At 44.5% G+C, this 18,013-nt stretch carries 20 protein-coding genes; all 20 read left to right on the plus strand.

Annotated features, from left to right (window positions below; genetic code table 11):
- Window positions 1–10: 10 nt before the first annotated feature.
- The 20 genes from DIJ65_RS05065 to DIJ65_RS05160 all read left to right on the plus strand — a co-directional run bounded on the left by DIJ65_RS05065 (window position 11) and on the right by DIJ65_RS05160 (window position 17,679).
- A complete protein-coding gene (locus DIJ65_RS05065; protein ID WP_117301629.1) occupies window positions 11–583 on the plus strand; it encodes a TetR/AcrR family transcriptional regulator in 573 nt (190 codons plus the stop codon).
- A gap of 9 nt (window positions 584–592) precedes the next feature.
- Window positions 593–1,015, plus strand: coding sequence for an acyl-CoA thioesterase (locus DIJ65_RS05070; RefSeq protein WP_117301628.1), 423 nt, complete (start codon window positions 593–595; stop codon window positions 1,013–1,015).
- Window positions 1,005–2,777, plus strand: a complete 1,773-nt coding sequence (locus tag DIJ65_RS05075; protein ID WP_117301626.1) for an acyl-CoA dehydrogenase family protein — start codon at window positions 1,005–1,007, stop codon at window positions 2,775–2,777. Before DIJ65_RS05070 ends, DIJ65_RS05075 begins: the two co-directional genes overlap by 11 nt.
- 13 nt (window positions 2,778–2,790) lie before the next feature.
- Complete coding sequence (locus DIJ65_RS05080) at window positions 2,791–3,765, plus strand: quinone oxidoreductase family protein (protein ID WP_117301624.1); 975 nt, start codon at window positions 2,791–2,793, stop codon at window positions 3,763–3,765.
- An 81-nt stretch (window positions 3,766–3,846) separates the two neighbouring features.
- The gene (locus DIJ65_RS05085) at window positions 3,847–4,767 is read left to right on the plus strand and encodes a ketopantoate reductase family protein (protein ID WP_071152078.1); all 921 of its coding nucleotides are present in this window, start codon (window positions 3,847–3,849) and stop codon (window positions 4,765–4,767) included.
- Between the two features lie 111 nt (window positions 4,768–4,878).
- Window positions 4,879–6,624: a carbon starvation CstA family protein gene (locus DIJ65_RS05090; RefSeq protein WP_117301722.1), complete on the plus strand. Its 1,746-nt coding sequence runs from the start codon at window positions 4,879–4,881 to the stop codon at window positions 6,622–6,624.
- Window positions 6,625–6,690: 66 nt separating this feature from the next.
- Complete coding sequence (locus tag DIJ65_RS05095; RefSeq protein WP_071152079.1) at window positions 6,691–6,954, plus strand: cory-CC-star protein; 264 nt, start codon at window positions 6,691–6,693, stop codon at window positions 6,952–6,954.
- A gap of 23 nt (window positions 6,955–6,977) precedes the next feature.
- Entirely contained in the window at window positions 6,978–7,910 is a 933-nt protein-coding gene (locus DIJ65_RS05100) for an ArsA family ATPase (protein WP_071152080.1), read from the plus strand.
- Window position 7,911: 1 nt separating this feature from the next.
- On the plus strand, window positions 7,912–8,895 hold the full coding sequence (locus DIJ65_RS05105) for a zinc-binding dehydrogenase (protein WP_117301623.1): 984 nt from the start codon (window positions 7,912–7,914) through the stop codon (window positions 8,893–8,895).
- Between the two features lie 68 nt (window positions 8,896–8,963).
- Window positions 8,964–9,272, plus strand: coding sequence for a DUF4870 domain-containing protein (locus tag DIJ65_RS05110; RefSeq protein WP_071152081.1), 309 nt, complete (start codon window positions 8,964–8,966; stop codon window positions 9,270–9,272).
- Between the two features lie 406 nt (window positions 9,273–9,678).
- Window positions 9,679–11,364, plus strand: coding sequence for a dihydroxy-acid dehydratase (gene ilvD / locus DIJ65_RS05115; protein WP_071152082.1), 1,686 nt, complete (start codon window positions 9,679–9,681; stop codon window positions 11,362–11,364).
- 335 nt (window positions 11,365–11,699) lie between these two features.
- Window positions 11,700–12,008 carry a DUF4870 domain-containing protein gene (locus tag DIJ65_RS05120; RefSeq protein ID WP_071152083.1) on the plus strand — a complete coding sequence of 103 codons (309 nt, stop codon included), beginning with the start codon at window positions 11,700–11,702 and terminating at the stop codon, window positions 12,006–12,008.
- 256 nt (window positions 12,009–12,264) lie between these two features.
- Window positions 12,265–12,600, plus strand: coding sequence for a DUF7668 domain-containing protein (locus DIJ65_RS05125; RefSeq protein ID WP_117301621.1), 336 nt, complete (start codon window positions 12,265–12,267; stop codon window positions 12,598–12,600).
- A gap of 61 nt (window positions 12,601–12,661) precedes the next feature.
- On the plus strand, window positions 12,662–13,021 hold the full coding sequence (locus DIJ65_RS05130) for a transposase (RefSeq protein WP_230321373.1): 360 nt from the start codon (window positions 12,662–12,664) through the stop codon (window positions 13,019–13,021).
- Between the two features lie 109 nt (window positions 13,022–13,130).
- On the plus strand, window positions 13,131–13,589 hold the full coding sequence (locus DIJ65_RS05135; protein WP_230321371.1) for an immunity protein Imm33 domain-containing protein: 459 nt from the start codon (window positions 13,131–13,133) through the stop codon (window positions 13,587–13,589).
- Between the two features lie 83 nt (window positions 13,590–13,672).
- Window positions 13,673–14,104 (plus strand): Imm26 family immunity protein, encoded by a 432-nt coding sequence (locus DIJ65_RS05140; RefSeq protein WP_221930609.1) that lies wholly within the window; start codon window positions 13,673–13,675, stop codon window positions 14,102–14,104.
- 149 nt (window positions 14,105–14,253) lie between these two features.
- Window positions 14,254–15,126 (plus strand): leucine-rich repeat domain-containing protein, encoded by an 873-nt coding sequence (locus DIJ65_RS05145; protein WP_117301618.1) that lies wholly within the window; start codon window positions 14,254–14,256, stop codon window positions 15,124–15,126.
- Between the two features lie 130 nt (window positions 15,127–15,256).
- Window positions 15,257–15,721: a hypothetical protein gene (locus tag DIJ65_RS05150; protein WP_117301616.1), complete on the plus strand. Its 465-nt coding sequence runs from the start codon at window positions 15,257–15,259 to the stop codon at window positions 15,719–15,721.
- Between the two features lie 1,114 nt (window positions 15,722–16,835).
- Window positions 16,836–17,300, plus strand: coding sequence for a hypothetical protein (locus DIJ65_RS05155; RefSeq protein ID WP_117301611.1), 465 nt, complete (start codon window positions 16,836–16,838; stop codon window positions 17,298–17,300).
- 88 nt (window positions 17,301–17,388) lie between these two features.
- Window positions 17,389–17,679: a hypothetical protein gene (locus tag DIJ65_RS05160; protein ID WP_117301609.1), complete on the plus strand. Its 291-nt coding sequence runs from the start codon at window positions 17,389–17,391 to the stop codon at window positions 17,677–17,679.
- Window positions 17,680–18,013: the final 334 nt, after the last annotated feature.

Below are 18,013 nucleotides of genomic sequence, written 5' to 3' on the forward strand. Positions count from 1 at the left end.
GGGAATGGCTATGAAAGACAGGATCAGAGAACAAAGCATCAGTTTATTCGAGAAGAAAGGTTTCAGCGAAACGTCGATCCAGGACATCGTGGAAGCGCTGAATGTTACAAAAGGAACGTTTTACTATTATTACAGCAGCAAGGAACAGTTGCTGATGGACATCCACAAGGAATACATTGATGACTTGCTGCAGCGCCAGCAAAGGATTCTCGACAGCAATGACCTCCAACGGGACAAGCTGAAGGGGGTCATTCATTTGCTGATTTCCGATATTGCCAGAAACGGCGACAGCGGAAAAGTGTTTTTTCGTGAAATGCGGCATCTGACCCAAGCCAATGCGAACGACATCAAAGAGAGGCGCGAGCAATTCCGCCTTAATATAGAAGGTATTATTCGCCGCGGTGCAAAAACCGGGGAATTCCGAAAGCAATTGCGGCCAGATATGACAGCGCTCGCGGTGCTCGGAATCACCAATTGGACCTACCAATGGTTCAATTCGAACGGTGAACTGTCGGCGGACGAGCTGGCTGAACTTTACAGCAGCATTGTTTTGGAAGGGATCGACGAACGAAATGAAGGGTGAGGTGACGAAATGGCTTATGAAACAAAGGTGAAGGTACGTTTTTGTGAAACGGATGCACTCGGCCACATCAGCAATATCAGCTATTTTATTTATTTGGAGGAAGCCCGAACCGATTTTTTCATCGATCTGGGCTTTGGCGCGGATCTGGAAGACTGGAAAGTCATATTGGCGTCGGCAAAATGCGATTTTGTGCGGCAGGGGTATTACAACCAAAAATTAGAAGTGGTGACAGAAGTCCTGAGAATTGGCAGGTCGAGCTTTACAATCGTCCACCGGATCCAGGATGCGGAAACCGGCGAGCTGATTGCGAACGGCGAGGCAAGCGCAGTGTACTTCGATTTTAAGGCGCAAAAATCTGAAAAGATTCCGGACAACCTCCGGAAGATGCTTGAAAAACACCTGGTGAAGGAGTCGGTAGCCAATGACCAATGAAACCTTAAGATACCCCGGCGCAGGATTCTTCTATCAACTTTCCGAACCGGCGGATGTATTTACACCTGAAGACGTCAGCGAAGAACACCGCCTGATCGGCAAAACGGCCAAACGATTTTTGGAAAAGGAGATCCGGCCGAATAACGAAAAGATCGAACTGCAGGATTTTACACTGGTCAGAGAACTTATGCAAAAAGCAGGGGACCTTGGTTTACTGGCGCACAGCGTACCGGAGAAATACGGCGGTTTGGGACTCGACAAAATCAGCAAGGGCATTGTCGGGGAAAACCTGGGATCAGCTGGGGGCTACGGTGTCGCCCATTCGAATCATACGTGCATCGCCACACTGCCGATCACGTATTTCGGCACGCTGGTGCAAAAAGAATATTATTTGCCGAAACTGGCATCCGGTGAGTTTATCGGCGCCTATTGCCTGACGGAACCGGAAGCGGGCTCCGATGCACTTTCTGCCCGGACGACGGCTGTGCTGAACACGGCAGGAACCCATTATTTGCTGAATGGCAGCAAAATGTTTATCACCAATGCGGCATTTTCGGATACATTCATCGTCTACGCAAAAGTCGACGGCAAAGCGTTTACCGCTTTTATCGTAGAAAAAGATTTTCCGGGGCTGTCGCTCGGAGCGGAAGAAGAAAAGATGGGCATCAAAGGCTCTTCAACGCGAACAGTCAATTTCGACAATTGCGAAGTGCCGGTGGAAAACCTGTTGGGAACAGTCGGCAAGGGGCATGTCATCGCCTTGAATGTTTTGAACCTCGGACGTTTCAACCTGGGATCCGCCTGTATGGGTGCCGCGAAATACGGTCTTCACCTGGCAGCTGCCTATACGAAGGAACGGAAGCAATTCGGCAAAACCATTTCAGAATTTCCTGCCACGCAGGAGAAACTGGCGTTGATGGCGGTACGCATCTACGAATCGGAATCGCTGCAATACCGGACAGCCGGCTACCTCGAAGAGGCACTTGGCGGGCTGTACGACAGCGAGGACCAAGCGCTGATCGCCAAACGCCTGATGGAATACGCCACAGAATGCGCCGTCTGCAAAGTCCACGGTTCCGAGGCGCTCGATTTTGTGGCGGATGAAGCTTTGCAGCTGCACGGCGGTTACGGTTACATCAAAGATTACAAAGTGGAGCAAATGTACCGGGATTCCCGCATCAACCGCATTTTTGAAGGCACCAATGAAGTGAATCGCCTGTTGATACCGGGTGGCTTGCTGAAACAGGCAGGCAAAGGAACGCTGCCGTTAGGAGAGCATATCGCCCAGGCAGTCGCCGAAATGAACAACCCGAAAGTTGGGTCCATCGGCATTATTTCCCGGGAAATAGAAGCGGTTCATGCCATTCGGCGTGTCTTCCTGTTGGCGGCCGGCATGGCGTTCGAGGCGTTCGGAGAAGGACTGGCGGAGCAGCAGGAAACTTTGATGAAACTGGCAGATATCGGCATCCAGCTTTACGCTGCGGAGTCTTCCGTGCTGCGGACGCAAAAGGCGCTCGCCAAAAATGGCGAAGAAAAAGAAACACTGAAAGTGGAATTGACGAAAGCATTGCTTGACGAAGCGTTATTGAAGGTCGAAATGTCCGCACGCAAGATGATGCAGGGGATTTCCAGTGGCCGCGCGCTGAAAGACAGCATGGCACTCGTCAGCAACGAATTGAGCCGACTCCACGCCGAACAAAGCAACGCGACGAAACGAAACATCGCAAAAGCCATAACAGAAGCGGAACAATATATTTGCTGAGGGGGATGGAACGATGAAAGTGATCACATTTGAACAATACGGCGGGCCGGAGGTTCTCCAGTATATAGAACAAGAACGGCCGACGCCTGGCGACAATGAGGTGCTGGTGGAAGTGAAGGCAATCGGCATCAACTACGCGGACACAGCGAGAAGAGAAGGGCAATACGTCGTGCCGACGCCATTGCCGTATGTTCCCGGCTCGGAAGTTGCTGGGGTAGTTGCAGAAGTCGGCAGCAAGGTCACCAAATTCCAAGTGGGCATGCGCGTATCGGCGCTGATCGAATCCGGCGGCTACGCTGATTTTGTGGCACTGGATGAGAACGGGCTGATTCCGATCCCGGAAGGCGTCGATTTTGAACAGGCGGTGGCATTGCCGCTGCAGGGATTGAGTGCGTACCACATTTTGAAAACGATGGGACGTCTGGCTCCAGGCGAAACAGTGCTGATCCATGCGGCTGCAGGCGGCGTCGGTGCGATTGCCGTTCAGCTCGCAAAATTATTCGGTGCCGGCAAAATAATTGCCACGGCCAGTTCCGCTGAGAAACTGGAGCACGCCAAAGCAATGGGCGCGACCCATCTGGTGAATTACTCGAAAGAGGGCTGGATCGATGAAGTGAAAACAATCACCGACAACAAAGGCGTCGATTTGGCGCTGGAAATGGTCGGCGGCGAAGTATTCAATAAAACCCTGAAATGCCTGGCACCATTTGGCCGCCTCGTGATTTTTGGGGCTGCCAGCGGCGAACAGGCCGAGTTCCATCCAGGGCAGCTGATGAGAAAAAATCAGTCCGTCATCGGCTTTTTCCTGCCGCAGATCATGCGCAACCCGGAGCTGTTCCAACAAAGTTTCAAGGAATTGTTGGGGTATATGGCGACCGGTCAGCTGAAGCTGACAATCGGTGGCAGTTATCCGCTGGCTGAAGCTGCGGAAGTCCACCGGTTGCTGCAGAGCCGAAAAACAATCGGGAAGTTGGTCCTGAGACCTTAACAGTCAATATAAACCCTTGTATCTATAACGATAGGTGCGAGTGTAGAGGAACATGGTTTAGTTTAGAGGAGGAAATAATTGATGAAAATTCTTATTGTCGGTGCAGGAGCCATTGGCGGTTATTTCGGCGGACGTTTGCTGGAAAAAGGCGAAGACGTTACTTTCCTTGTGCGGGACCGACGCAAAAAAGAGCTCGAATCCACCGGCTTGAACATCCAAAGCGTAAACGGCGACTGCGGACTGACGCCCCAAGTGATTACGAAAGACAGTGAACCGCAAGCATATGATGTGGTGCTCTTATCGACAAAATCCTACCAGCTTGCAGGTGCTATTGAAGATATGCGTCCTTTTGTCGGCGACACAACGATGGTGCTGCCGTTGTTGAACGGTATGGCTCATGTCGGACAATTGATCGAGGCATTCGGTGGACAATCGGTCATTGGCGGATTGTGCTTTGTGGAGGCCACGCTCGACGAAGGAGGAACGATTGTCCAGACAAGTCCGATGAATCAGCTGGTTTACGGCGAGCGCAGCGGTGAACAAACCGACAGGATCCGTCGGTTAAAAAGAGCATTTGATGGAACAAAAGCGGATTTTGTCCTGAGTGACAAAATCGACCAGGAAATGTGGCATAAATATTTGTTTATCACGGCGTTGTCCGGTATCACCACGTTGTTTGAGCAGCCAATTGGCCCAATCCGCAATCTCGATTCCGGGCAGCGGACAATTGCGGCGTTACTGAAAGAGCTTGAAACCGTGATGCAAGCAATCGGAGCGCCAATTGAACCGGGGATTTCGGATAAATTACTGGAGAAAGTCAACAGCATGGGCGAAGGGATGAAATCCTCAATGCAGCGCGATGCCGAAAAAGGCCAGCCGATTGAAGCCGACCATCTGCAGGGCTACCTTCTGGAGCAGGCGAATGACCAAGGGATTGCCGTTCCCGTGCTGGAAACCATCTTTACCAAATTAAAGCTGTATGAACAGACTGTAAAAAAATAACATTCAAAAAAGAATAATCCGAACATTTACAAAATTGAACCGGTGACCTATGATTAGGGGGCGAGCGTGAGAGCGCTTGCTCACATCATGAAAATGAAGGAGTTGGAAGATTTGAATGCTATTGCTCTTGCAGCCATTGGACTTTTTATCTTTGCGTTGGGTTACCGCTTTTATTCTAAATTTGTAGCAGAGAAAATTTTCCGGCTGGATCCGAATTACGTGACACCGGCCCACAAATATAAAGACGGTGTCGACTTTGTCCCGACCAATAAATTTATCTTATGGGGACATCATTTTACCTCGGTTGCCGGTGCGGCTCCGATTCTCGGACCGGCGATTGCCGTTTATTGGGGCTGGCTGCCGGCTGTATTATGGGTAGTGCTCGGAACGGTTTTTGCAGCTGGAGTGCATGACTTCGGAACACTTGTCCTATCTGTCCGCAACAAAGGCCAGTCGGTCGGAACGCTGGCGCACCGCTTGATCGGACAGCGCGGAAAGGTTTTATTTCTTTTCATCATTCTGATTCTGGTGCTTATGGTCAACGCTGTGTTTGCCTGGGTTATCGCCAACTTGTTCATTTCTTTCCCGGCAAGTGTCGTTCCGGTGTTCATCCAAATCCCACTGGCTGTCTGGATCGGCTTTGCAGTTTATAAGAAAAACATCAAAATGCTTGTGCCTTCTCTAATCGCGCTGGCAATCATGTATGGTGCTGCGATTTTTTCAAGCCAATACGAATTTCTGCAAATTGACCTTGTCCGCTATATGGGCGGAGAAGACGCAGCCGGCCTGTTCGGGCTCGGCGCAATCTCAACGGCCTTCTTTATCTGGATTATCGTACTGATGGTCTACGTCTACATCGCTTCAACTTTGCCGGTGTGGAAACTGCTCCAGCCGCGCGATTTCATCAACTCTCACCAACTGATCGTCGGTCTGGGAATTTTGTACCTTGGTCTCTTATTCACGAATCCGGAAATTACAGCACCGATGACGAATCCGGGGACCGATGTTTCCTGGTTCCCGCTGCTGTTCATCACGATTGCCTGTGGGGCGATTTCCGGTTTCCACGGACTCGTTTCTTCCGGGACCTCATCGAAGCAGCTGGATAAAGAAACAGATGCCCGCTTCGTTGGATATCTTGGAGCAATCGGCGAAGGGGTCCTGGCATTGATTTCGATTATTGCCGTTATCACCCTGTTCCCTGACCGCGAGGCATTCCTGGCTACTTACAGCAGTTTCGCTGCTTCAAGTGGCTCCGGTCTGGGTTCCTTTATCCTCGGAGCGTCGCAATTGGCTTCGGGCTTAATGATTCCTGCAGCTGTCGCTTCAACAATCGTTTCTGTTATTGTCGTATCTTTTGCGGCAACTACACTTGATACATCTGTCCGGTTGATGCGCTATATCATCTCGGAACTTGGCGTCGAGTACAAAATTCCCGCTTTGGAGAAAAAACACGTTGCAACGACAATTGCAGTCGTTGCAAGTGCTGCGCTAGTGTTGATTCCGGAAGGGCCGAATGGTTTCGGTTCCGGCGGATTCCTCTTGTGGCCATTATTCGGAACAGCAAATCAGCTGTTGGCGGGAATCAGTTTACTGCTCGTCTCCATCTGGCTGAGAAAACTTGGCCGAAATTACATGATCACAATTATACCGATGATCTTCCTGATGTTCATGACGCTGTGGGCGATGGTCCAACAGGTGTTCCTGCAATGGGCTTGGTACGCAGCAGCGCCGAATATGCTCCTGTTTGTGTTCGGAGCCATCATTTTTGTCTTTGCATTATGGATTATCATTACAGCTATCCAAGTTCTGGTCAGCAAAAATAATACCGGAGATCTCGGAGACGAAAAAATAGAATAATGGCGAAAAAGGGATCATACTAAATGTGATCCCTTTCGCATTTTATCTATAGATGAGGTGTAAAAAATGCCGATTACCGATAACTTAAAAAGACTGATAAAATGGTACGAAGCCGTGCTGGAACATCCGCATAAAACAGAAATAGCGCGGGAGCTGAGGGCGGAAGATGACTTGTTTCTGCTGATGCTCTATTCGGAAATGCTGGGCATTCCGAATCCCGCGTATTACTACACGCTCGAGCTATACCCGTATATGATTGAGGAATTTCATGACTGGCATTTGCGCATGGGCATGGAAAAATCGCCGCTATCCGGAATCCGCTGCTGCTGATTTCAATGAAAAGAGGAATTGGAATGGACGTTTTATCCAAAAGCATCATTTTTGTGGGAGGGAAAGGCGGCGTCGGCAAATCCACGTCGGCAGCTGCCATCGCTTCAAAATCTGCGGACAGCGGTTTTAAAACTTTGCTGATTTCGACAGATCCGGCCCACAATGTCGGCGATATCTTCAACCAGGAAATCGGCGGCAAAACGAAAGAAATTGCCAAAAATCTTTACGCGCTGGAAATCGATCCCGAGATTGAGACCGAAAAATACATCAAAGGTGTAAAAGACAACATCAAAGGAACCGTCCATTCGAGCATGATGGAAGAAGTGAACCGCCAGCTCGACACGGCGAAAGCATCTCCTGGTGCGGATGAGGCCGCGCTGTTTGATAAGCTGATCCACATCATTCTGGAAGAGCGCCAGAATTTCGATAAACTGGTGTTTGATACGGCGCCGACCGGCCATACCATCCGTCTGCTGACGCTGCCTGAATTGATGGGCGTCTGGATAGAAGGGCTGCTTGATAAACGCCGCAAGACGAACGAAAATTATTCAGCGCTTCTGAATGACGGTGAACCGCGCGAAGACCCGATTTACGATGTGCTGCGCGAGCGCCAGGAGCGCTTTTCCAAAGCACGCGATATTTTATTGAACGAAGAGGAGACCGGTTTTATCTTTGTATTGAATCCGGAGCGCCTGCCGATTCTGGAGACGAAAAAAGCGCTGGAATTGCTGCATAACTATCATCTGCACGTTAAAACACTGATCATCAATAAAGTCCTGCCGGAAGAGGCGGACGGTGAATTTTTGAAGGAACGCAAAAAGCACGAAAAGAAATACATGGAACTGATCAAGGAAACATTCCCGAAACAGGAATTGATTTTCATTCCATTATTTTCACAGGACATCATCAGTATGGATCAGTTGAAATTATTCAGTGAAAATTTTAAGGAGGCATAACGTGAAAGCATTTGTGATTGAACACGGAGAACTGAAAATAACAGAAATGCCGGAACCAACAGCGCAAAAAGGCGAGGTGCTGGTCGCCCTGAAAACAGCGGGGATCAACCACCGGGACTTGAACCTGTTGAAACGGCACGGCAATAAACCTGAGCCGCTCATCATCGGGTCCGACGGCGCAGGAGTGGTGGAAGCAGTAGGAGAAGGTATAACGAACGTTGCGGTTGGGGATGAAGTCATCATCAATCCTGCGCTTCGCTGGTTCGCCAATAGCGAAGCCCCGCCGCCTGAATTTGATATTCTGGGATTGCCGGACCACGGGACGTTTGCGGGAAAAATCGCTCTGTCTGCCGAGCAGGTCGAGAGGAAGCCGGCCCATCTGACATGGGAAGAAGCGGGTGGCCTGGCATTGCCGGCGATGACCGGTTACCGCGCCTTGTTTACAAAAGGACAGGTCACAGAAGGCGATACGCTGTTTATCCCGGGAGCGGGGAGCGGCGTCGCCACTTTCCTCATCCAATTTGCGAAGAATATCGGTGCACGGGTCATCGTCACCTCAAGAAGTGAAGACAAATTGGCGCATGCCAAAGAATTGGGCGCAGATTTGGCAATCGCGACCGACAGCGACTGGGAGAAGGAATTGGAGAACGAAACGATTGACCTGGCCATCGACAGCGTCGGGGCTGCCACTTTCAACCGGACATTGGATGTTCTGAAAAAAGGCGGGCGCATTGTCATTTTTGGTGCTACGACGGATGACGTGGTCGATTTCAATCTTCGGAAATTTTTCTACGGCCAGTACCAATTGTTCGGTTCCACAATGGGAAGCCGCGATGAATTGCGCGAACTGATCAGTCATATGGAGCAATACGAGATGCACCCGGTTGTCGGAAAAATGTTCCAACTGGAACAGGCGCAGGAAGCGTTCGATTTTCTGAAGGATGCCAAGCAATTCGGCAAAGTAATCTTGCGAATCAGTCAATAAGTATGAAACCTGGTGGCAGTTCATCCGTAATAAGAGTATAAGAAAAAATTTCACTGGAGGTAATGAACATGGAAACCAAAGGGTTGAAAATCCTCGTCCACGCCAGCGCGTTTTTTGCTCCATTCCTTGTGCCGTTCATCGTGTATCTGATGTCGGAAGACAAAGATGTCAAACGCTTGTCCATAGAGGCCCTGCTGTTCCAGTTGGTTCTGGGAGCACTGATTTTCGTTTCCAGCCTGCTCGTCATCGTGTTGATCGGCATTCCAATGCTGATTGTATTCGGACTCATCGGAGTGATCATACCAATCCTTGGTATCATCAACGCCCTGAACGACCAATATTTCAGCTATCCGATTGTCGGCAGCTGGTATAACTAAGAAATGCGAAAGCGTCCATTCCGCTCCTTATGACTCGAGGAGGCGGGTGCTGGAGTCTGGAAGAGTAATAACTCTCACATGCGCTCCATTTAGCGTAGAAAAAGAATGTTTTCGAAACTTCTCAAAAGTCCTTCGGGGCTTTTTTTAGTGTGGCAGAGTTTGGAGAAAAAACATGGACGGTCACATATATTCAGTAAGACTGCTTGTTTTCAGTGACATCCAGAAAGAAAGTTATTCTAGAGAAGGTAATTATAGAGAAATATATTGCATACAACCCGAAAAAATTACAGAAAAATGTAACCGCATACATATGTAAGTTATATGACAATTGTAAAAATAATTATTTTATTCATTGAATTCTGACAAATCTACTCTATAATGTATAAAAAGAAAGGATAGGATAATTATGAAAAAAGATTTGCGCATTAACAGCAAAGTATTCAGTGAAGGGGCGATGAAAGCACCCAATCGTGCCATGCTTCGTTCAGTTGGGGTTACAGATGAAGACTTCAAGAAACCTATGATTGGCGTCGCCAGTACTTGGAGCGAAGTGACGCCGTGCAATATACATATTGATGACTTGGCGATCAGCGCAAAAAAAGGAGCGAAGGAAGCGGGAGGCGTACCATTCATCTTTAACACAATCACAGTTTCCGATGGCATTTCAATGGGGACAGAAGGCATGAAGTATTCCCTGTCAAGCCGCGATGTCATTGCCGATTCGATAGAAACAGTTGTCGGAGCAGAAAGCCTGGATGGCTTAGTGGCGATTGGAGGTTGTGACAAGAACATACCGGGTTGTTTGATTGCGATTGCAAACTCTGAAGTGCCAGCTGTTTTTGTTTACGGAGGAACAATTTCTCCAGGACGCCACAGTGGCCAGGACATTGACATTGTCTCGGTATTTGAAGGTGTTGGCCAGCACAATAATGGCGACATCAACGATGATACGCTTCGCAGTATCGAGTGCAACGCCTGCCCGGGAGCGGGATCATGCGGTGGGATGTATACAGCCAACACGATGGCATCGGCTGCTGAAGCAATGGGAATGAGTTTGCCTGGAAGCTCTTCCAATCCGGCGGTATCTGCAGAAAAATTAGTCGATTGCGAAAAAGCTGGTGCAGCAGTACACAACCTGCTGGAACTGGATATTTACCCGAAAGACATCATGACAAAAGAAGCATTTGAAAATGCCATCACTGTTGTCATGGCACTCGGTGGATCGACGAATGCCGTCCTGCATCTATTGGCAATTGCCCATGCCGCAGAAGTAGATTTGACGATTGATGATTTTAACCGCATGCAAAAAACTGTGCCGCATTTGGCGGACTTGAAGCCGAGCGGTAAATATGTCATGCAGGACCTGCACAGGGTCGGCGGCGTACAAGCTGTGATGAAAATGTTGCTTGAAGGAGGTTATCTGCATGGGGACTGCATGACGGTCACCGGCAAAACAGTGGCGGAAAATCTGAAGGAAGCCCCGGCTTTGGAGGAAGGGCAGAAAGTCATTATGCCTTTCGACAATCCGAAACGCAAAGATGGCCCATTGATCGTTCTGAAAGGCAATCTTTCGCCGAACGGTGCCGTAGCGAAAGTATCCGGGGTGAAAGTGAAGCGCCATACGGGTCCAGCTCGCGTCTACAATAATGAAAAAGAAGCAACTGCAGCCGTTATGGCAAACGAAATCAATGAAGGCGATGTATTAGTCATCCGTTATGTAGGGCCAAAAGGCGGTCCGGGAATGCCGGAAATGCTGTCGGTATCTGCAATTCTTGTCGGCAAAGGCATGGATGCATCTGTCGCGTTATTGACAGACGGACGGTTTTCAGGCGGCACACATGGTTTGGTTGTGGGGCATATTTCGCCGGAAGCTCAAGTGGGCGGACCGATCGGCTTGCTGAAGGAAGGCGATGTCATCACCATCGATTCTGAATTACAGGAAATTACCATGGATGTTTCCGAATCCGAATTGGAAGAACGCCGCAAGCAATGGGTAGCTCCGCCGCTCCACAAAAAAGGCGTACTTGGCAAATATGCGCATAATGTTTCCTGTTCTTCAAAAGGAGCAGTTACTGATTATTTAAATCGGTGAACAAAGATCAAAGGCTGGTCTGGTAAGTACAGCGGATTCTCGGCTTAACTGAAGAAAGGCCAGATGAAAAAGTGCTCAGCAGGAATCTCTTATTCTTGCTGAGTACTTCAATTTAAGGAATCTGAATATTACGCGTATAAAAAAGGGTTTCCAAGATCTTTTTTGATGACTTAGCAAATCTGCTTCCAGCTGATCGGTTCCCACCAACAATGCAGTTCTGGATCATCCCAGCAATTCGGCAAAGTAATTTTGCGAATCAGTCAATAAGTATGAAACCTGGTGGCAGTTCATCCGTAGTAAGAGTATAAGAAGTAATCCTACTGGAGGTAATGAACATGGAAACCAAAGGGTTGAAAATCCTCGTCCACGCCAGCGCGTTTTTTGCTCCATTCCTTGTGCCGTTCATCGTCTATCTGATGTCGGAAGACAAAGATGTCAAACGCTTGTCCATAGAGGCCCTGCTGTTCCAGTTGGTTCTGGGAGCACTGATTTTCGTTTCCAGCCTGCTCGTCATCGTGTTGATCGGCATTCCATTGCTGATTGTATTCGGACTCATCGGAGTGATCATACCGATCCTTGGTATCATCAACGCCCTGAACGACGAATATTTCAGCTATCCGATCGTTGGCAGCTGGTATAATTAAAAGTCCTTTCGGGCTTTTTTTTTTTTTGGCATTTCTCCTCCATTAAAACTGTTCGGAAAGGTGTGCGGAAAATGGTGGACGTTCGTAAAGTGTTTTGCCACGTTTGCGAACGCTCTTTTCGGCCTCTTTTAGCTGTTTTTCAGATGTTCGTAAAGGTGTACTTTTACGAACGTTTTTATTTCCAAATTTAACTAGTCATCAAATGAGTTCCTGTGTATATTTATGAAAAGCGTCTAAAAAAACAGAGGTGCAGTGTATGAGAGAGAAAAGTGAGATTCTTGCTCTGCTCAAACCATTAGTCGAAGACTTGGTTAGCGGCAATTTAGAATTAATTGTAGAAACGGAAAGAAGCGGACCTTATACCGTGGAAGAACTGAAGGAGCAACTAGATGATTACGGGGGAACATTGACAGCATCACCTGAAACAGACTACAAAAACCTTGAACTCTATGAGATTGACGATGAGCCTGAGTGGGTGCTGGAATATGAACTATGGGTCGACGGAGAAAAGTCGGATTTGACATTAACCTGCACGGTCCGGTTAACGGAACAGGAAAAATCAATTGCCATTGACAGCATTCATGTTCTTTAAAGAAAGTGCGTAAACAAGCTGAAAAAGTAGATGTTAATTCTGAATGAAAAGAGGAAGTCCAATGAATGAAGCGTTGGTTGAAAGATTTGCTAAATCTCTTTACGAATCAATCGTGAAAGAAAACCTCGAACTTTACAAAGATATGTATCAGAACATAGCGATAGATTCACATACTGATGAGAAGGGGAAAGGAACAATCAATTTCTACAATGATTTAACGGATGAACAAAGAGTGATGTTATTTGAAATCATTGAACAAACCATGATCGATACGGTTTCTACTGTTTTAGGGATCATTGATGGACATGTAACGCAAGCAGACGATTCGATCGAACCTAAATTACTCCTTAATTCAATGGACACTGAAGGAGAACTTCAAAATTTATTTCTAGCATATGTAGAAGAACTTGATAACCAATGAGATAGTCGACATTATGTTAGTCTACAAATCAACGCTTGCTAGAACATGGAGAAAATAGACGGATATAACTTTTTCTGCAGAACGTTTTAAAGAAAGGTTTGTAAAGGATATGAAACTAACAACCAAGCTGATAAACGGGTTAGGGGATATTTTAGCAACAATCAGAAGTAAAGAGTCCGTTAATAGTAATGTAGAAATGGATACAATAGAAATGAATATATCAATCGAACAAAAAAGGATTTGCGAAAAGTATGGCTCAGCGTTCTTGCCAACCGTTAATCGGGAAAAAATCGGAGTGGCCTATAACGCTAAACAAGGAATAATGCCAATCAATGGACTCCGCATGTATCCCGACGAAGGCACCTCAGGCTGGTTTATCTGGACAGGAGAAGAAGTGTCGGATGACCCTGAATTTTTTGTGCCTTATCATACAGTACATATCGAAGAGTGGCTAAAGGACATCACTAAATACCTTGGATTGGCTCCGGGATGGCGTTTTCTGATTGCGGGAGACTATGTGGATGTTTGGTTTGATGAAGCATTACTGAACGAAGAAACTGATAAATAAATGTGGTCATGTGCAATAGAATTTATGGAAGTTGTTTAGAAAACGAGCGTTAATCAGGTTTTCGAACGAAAGGGATGAGCAGAATGACCAAACGAAGAAGACGAAAAGTAGGCGATGTTTATGCCATTCCACTTCCTGATAGTACATACGCCTTCGGAAGGGCTTTTCGGGATGCTGGAATTGGAATCTACCGGTATATTGGCAACGGCCTCAATGACTTGCCGCAGGACGAAGAGTACCAGTTTATCGTTGGTGTTTATGAATCAGCGCTCAAGTCGGGAGAGTGGCCTTTTGTAGAAAACCGGCCTTTTGAAACGGAAGAGAAAGAATGGCCACCTCCATCTTGCATTAAGGATAAGCGTGCTGGGGAATACGCGATCTATTACAAAGGCCAGATCCGGGATGCAACTGAAGAAGCGTGCGAAGGTCTTGAGGTAGCAGCGGTCTGGGAAGCGGAACATATTATCGACCGCATTTTGGGAGGTACCTCATGGACGAAATCGCTTGATTACTAGTAGTGACTCAGTTTGGAAAAACCTATTTCTGTTTCTAAAAAAATTGATCGAGAAACGAATTGTTTTTCAGATCAATGCCAACTATTTACTTAGGGTCTAAGTGTATTCAAAAAGTTGCACTACAATTCTAGGGTAGGGGGAACTTCTAAATGGCACAGTCTTCAAGCTTATATTTTATCGACTCTGGTGAAAAAGAAACAGGAACCACAATGGTATTAACTAGCTATTGGAATGAACAGTTAAAAAATGTCATGTTAGAACAAGGAATCCAACATCTGCGTCTTAGCAGAAGTGTCGATTGGGAAGATCAAGACATTGATTTCTTAAAATCACTGGACTTTTTAAAAGGTATTGAAATATATGCATTTGACATCAAAGATGTAAGTGTCTTGCATCACCTTCCAACTCTCGAACATATTGGACTAGAATGTAATTTGTCTGTAGAACTGGATATAAGCCAATTCAAACACCTTAGAATTTTTTTTAGTAGACACAGCAAGAAGCTAAAAAAGTGGTGGAAAGTTTCAACTTTGGAACGGTTGAATCTCACAAATTATCCGTTTGAGGATCTGATGCCTTTACAGCAACTTGTTTGCTTAAAAAGCCTACAGCTGACTTCAACAAAACTTCAGACATTGAACGGAATCAATCACTTAAAAAACTTACAGCTGTTGGATTTATACAGCTGCCCCAAACTAATTTCACTTGAATCACTTAATGCTTTAAAAAGTTTGGAAGAGATAGAGTTTGATAGCTGTAAGCGAATCGAAAAATTAGACGAAATCGAAGGATTGGAGAATTTAAGAAAATTCATACTTACTAACTGTGGAGATATTCAATCAATCGAACCCTTAAAAAATTGTTTACACTTGAAGAAAATTTTTATCGGGGGTAATACGACGATTACAGATGGAGACTTCAGCCCTCTTCTCGAATTGCCGAACCTAACCACTTTTATTTTTGTTGAAAAAAAGCATTATAGCTACAAACAGAAAGAAGTCGAAGCAATTTTACGTGAGTGACGGCCGTAAGATTGCTTAATTAAGTAATTTTGGTTTGCAAACCAGGACTTATTAGAAGTTACTTTAACACAGACAGTTTCCGCCTAGTCATCAAAATAAGCTAGGCAAAAAATAGGAGGATAGAACTTCCATGGAGATCTTAACAAGTAGTTTGTTTCCAGAAGTGAAGTGCAGTTTTTCCATAAGCCATAAAATTGACTTAGAAATCCGAAAAGTGCTTAATGAAAAAATGAAGTCTGAACTGAGACTTACTTCAAGAGAAAAAGAGTTTAGGTATTTTAATCTTATCGTATCAACAAGCACTACTACCCACAAAGTGGAAGTGAAAGGACCGGATCTGAACCAGAAAGAAAAAATAATCAACTGGGGAATTTGGTTGCCTTATAATGAAATTGTGAACTCAGCTCATCAAGAAGTTCCTTATCTGCTATTTTACTTTGATGCCTTAGTTTTGTTATTTAACAACTATGGGATAAATGAAAACATAATTAGAACTATCCAGGAAGAAATTTCAAATAAGGTAATTGGAAACAGTGCGTACGCGTATGAAGAGGAGCGCATAGAATATGACTTTTCCGAATTTGATTTTAAGTAAACGTAGTTTTATAAACCTTAATTGGCAATGTGCCACTCAAAATTTTTAACAATAAGTACTTGGCGGTTCAAAATCTAAACTACAAAAAAATATTGGTTTACATATCATCAGATTATAGGAAGAGAGATGACTTCGTACGAAGAGCTCTCTTTTTAATTTACAGAAGTTTACGTTTACTTGTTCTAAAACAAGGGGGGATTGTGTGAAGAATTTTCTACTGTATATGGGGGTATTTTTCTTTTCGCTAATTTTCGTACTAATCACAGGTTTTCAAGATGGGGTTAAGATTGAAGATAAGGCTGAACTACAATCCGCTTTTCCTTATGATGTTGGTTTCCCTATACCATTTGTAACATTAGATCATCCAATAATAGACCCACCACTACCTTATACATACAGCGGAAATTGTTGTTTGAGGTATTATTCCTGGGATAAATATTGGTACTCGGTAATAGTAACTTTTATTTCTCTTATAGTGATAATTAAACTAATTCAAAAGATTCGTATGAAACCATCTTAAACTAACGGGGCGCGTTAGTTTAATAAGTAATTAGAACAATGAAATGAAGAGAACTGCCATTTATATAGAAGTTATTTCGACAAGTTAAATCAATATGAAACTTTAACATAGACCTTTTTTAGAACATAGTATTGGTTGAGATATCCTGCATAATTGAGTGATGATTTTTTCTTGCTCTTTTTTAGCTGTTCCTGATTGTGGAAAGTAGGAATTGAATATAACTTAAGTGCAGTTAAGTTACATTCGAAAATATTTAATATTCTAAAGCTAGCAGCCTAAAAGTGCAGTAAGTGAAAAAATAGAGGGGGTGAATTACATGGAAAGTGCTTTTCTTTTTATTGGTATATATCTCATTCCGATTTTGAGTATTATTTTTTGCCTTAACCTTGTATCCATAATCAAGAAGGTAAAAAGGGATGAGAAAACAATAGTTAATACAATCTGGCTCACAACTTCATTTGTACTAATTACATGGAGTATCGCCATTATAGCTTCTGTAGGAGTCTAATAAAATCACTAGAAATGAATGTAACTTAATGGTAATTAAGTTACATTCGAATTCTTAGAAATTAAAAGATTCAGGTGGGGTGAAATATGAGTTTAGAACACGAATTTTTCTTAGTATCCAATACAGTTACCTATCATGAATTGATGAGCAGCAGTGAGAAAAATCCAGACATTATTGACTCCATAGATATCCCGGACGATTTGATTCAATATATAGCAGATTCTTTGAATTGGATTCCATGTAAGTATCCAGCATTATCGATGACCAGAGAAGTAAAAGGAATAGATTGTTATGGTGTCACTCTTTTTGATCATACGTCAGCAGCAACTATGAAAAGTATTTTTACGGCTTGGCATTCTTTATTTACAAACTCCCCTGAAAAATTGGAGTTAGCTGGAGAATTTGTGGTTTCTTCCAAAAAAAATATATTGGGTGAGTATGAGCATTTATTTTACAGTAGGGATAACGTTCTTGAATTACTAAAAAGATTGCTCTCGATGATTGAAAGATTGGAAGAAGAGAACCTCTTTCTTTACCATTTTGGAATATGAAAACCGAATGTAACTTAATATCAAGTAAGTTACATTCAAATATTGAAAATAAAACGATAAAAAAAGAAGAGTAAAGTAGGTGTTAAGGATGATAGTAGATGTTGCCGGAGAAGGTCTTTGGGATATGTTGAAAGCACTATTTGGACAAATAAAATATAGTTTTCTTTCCAAGGACAAAAAAATTGAATTTAACTTAAAGCAGCTTCAGAAAAAATATTGGTTCGAGCAACTTATTTTAGAGTCTCCATCTTTGGTTGAACTGATAAAGAAAGATGATGAACTAAAAACCTATTTAACTTCCAGAAAGAAACTACGAAGACTATTGCATAATTCTATAGAGCGTAAACATTTTAAGAAAAAAATTAATGAAAAGCTATAAAAGATTAGTTAACAATAGGTAAATTGAATGTAACATAATACAAAGCAAGTTACATTCAGAACCCTTATTCTGTTGAACTTTTAGGAGTATCAAGCGAAAGTGAAATTGCTAGAAAATATATAACATTCAATAGGCTGTTCCGTAAGGCTATAAAATCAGATTTCGAATCGGTACAAGTTTACATATCAGTAGATTATCGGAAGAGAGGAGGCTCAAGCATGAGTTTCTCCTCTTTTTGTTTGGAGAAGTGACTCTTTGAATGCTTTGGTAACACTTAATTATTAATGGATTCATCATGAATAAAATTTTGAATGTTAAAATATAAAAATTGAAA

Source organism: Planococcus salinarum, assembly GCF_007004625.1.
GTDB lineage: Bacteria > Bacillota > Bacilli > Bacillales_A > Planococcaceae > Planococcus > Planococcus salinarum.